The organism is Gemmatimonadaceae bacterium, from assembly GCA_035633115.1.
Classification (GTDB): Bacteria; Gemmatimonadota; Gemmatimonadetes; order Gemmatimonadales; family Gemmatimonadaceae; genus UBA4720.
Window position 1 is genome coordinate 1 of sequence record DASQFN010000020.1, and the last position, 1945, is coordinate 1945.

2 protein-coding genes are annotated in these 1945 nt (G+C 61.6%); one reads left to right on the forward strand and one right to left on the reverse strand.

The genetic code is table 11. The features are described from left to right. Positions 1-107: 107 nt before the first annotated feature. Positions 108-287 carry a hypothetical protein gene (locus tag VES88_02370; GenBank protein ID HYN80317.1) on the reverse strand — a complete coding sequence of 60 codons (180 nt, stop codon included), beginning with the start codon at positions 285-287 and terminating at the stop codon, positions 108-110. A 97-nt stretch (positions 288-384) separates the two neighbouring features. Here VES88_02370 and VES88_02375 point away from each other — a divergent pair, with 97 nt between their 5' ends. Further along, the gene (locus VES88_02375) at positions 385-1899 is read left to right on the forward strand and encodes a hypothetical protein (protein HYN80318.1); all 1515 of its coding nucleotides are present in this window, start codon (positions 385-387) and stop codon (positions 1897-1899) included. Positions 1900-1945 lie beyond the last annotated feature (46 nt).

Genomic DNA, 1945 nt, shown 5'->3' on the forward strand with positions numbered 1-1945 from the left:
GTTCGGCAAAGCACTGAGCCAGGGCTTCCGTATCACCCCGATTCTCGGCGGCGATGTAGATTGCGATGGGTGTTGGAAGATCGATAGACATACCAGTTATTTCAAACCTAGTCGATCGGCCAGGGCATAGCCTTCGGCAACGTGGTCACCGCAGGCGTGTCGGGCTCTGGTTCGCGCGCGGTCGTGTCGAGGACGCGCCACCACGGCTCGACGCCTTCCGCATGCGCCGGCTCGACCGATTCGCCGAGGCGAGGCATCACGAGTCGCGCACCCGCTTTCGGGCCCAATTCCAGTAAGGCCTCCGCAGGCTGGTCCCTAAGCCGGCATAGCCGGAACCAAACAGGATAAAGTAGCTGGAACATGGTCACTGGAGCGGAGGCGGTGATGGGACAGATGCTGACGGAGCGTTACCGCGAACGCTTGGTGGGTGTGTTGTCTTGCTACGACCGAATCGTGATCACGGGCACGCTGCCTGGGGCATGCTACGCGGGCGGGATGACGAGCTTTCTTTACTCTCGCGGCATCCGCATCTTCGACTACGCGCGCTTTGCCGAACCGCTGCGAGAACGCATCCGCACCCGCGCGCAGGAGGCCTGTACCGAGGCGGGCATCGCGATCGAGCACATTCACAAGTCCCACATCCGCAAGGAGGAGGTGGTGGCGAAGGTGCTCGCACGCCGCGGAGAGCATCCGGGGCTGGTGCACGTGATCTCGGCGATGGAAGCCTGCGAGAGCTACCGGCCGTGGCACGACAAGGCCACCGGCAAGACGGCACTCAAACCCGACTCGGGCAAGTGTCTGCACTACTATTTCTACTTCATCGATGAGAAATTCGGTCTTTGCTACCTGCGGGTGCCGACTTGGTGCCCGTTTCGCCTTCAGTTCTACTGCAACGGTCATGCGTGGCTGGCGAGAAAGCTCACTGCTGCTGGCATCGAGTTCAGTCTCGCCGACAACGCCTTCGTGCGCATCGAGGATATCGACCGGGCGCAGGCGCTCGCTGATGCCATGCGTCCCGATGAGTTGCACCGACGGCTCGATCGGTATGCCGAGCGTTTCTGTCCGGTGAGCGATGTCTTCGGTCAGGCCTATCACTGGAGCCTGATGCAGGTGGAGTACTCGACTGACCTGATCTTCCGCTCCGAGGCCACCCTGAAGTCCTTGTATGAGAGCCTCTCGCGCCAGGCGGTGCTCGCAGTCAAGGCCGAGCAGGTGGCAAGCTTCCTGGGCAAGAGACTCACGCCCCTGCTCGCCCAAGAACTGGGCAGCCGCTTTGCCACCCGCATCGAGGGCACCTGCATCAAGCACCGCTTCGCCAGCACCGGGGTGAAGATGTACGACAAGTTCGGCCGCGTGCTGCGGCTGGAAACCACCACCAACGATGTCTCCTTCTTCAAGCACCACCGCAAGGTGGAACACCGTGATCGGCACACCACTCGGGAACTCGCTCCCCTGAAGAAGACGATCTACAGCCTCATCGACCTGCGCGAGATTCTGCTCTCCTGCAATCGGCGCTACCTGGAGTTCCTCTCGGCCATCGAGGATACCTCCAGCGGCGAGCGCGATCTGGCGCGGCTCAGCGAACCCCAGCGCGAGGGCGATCGAACCATCAAGGGACTGAACTTCTTCGAGCGCACCGAGCACAAGCTGCTGCGCGCGCTTCAGCGCCCCGAGTTCAACATCCACGGCATGCGACGCGCCAACCTGGCACCCTTCGTGCCCGAGTTGAGCCCCTCGCGCCTGTCGCGTCAACTTCATCGCCTGCGATCCCTCGGCCTGATCAAACGCGTCACCCGCTCCTACCGCTACTACCTCACGCGAATCGGACGCGCCGCCATCGCCGCCGCCTGCTCCCTTACACAATTCAACATCGTGCCCGCCTTGGCTCATGCAAAATGACAAATTCTTCCCCAAAATCATCAACTCTTGAGTTATAAGAGACTAA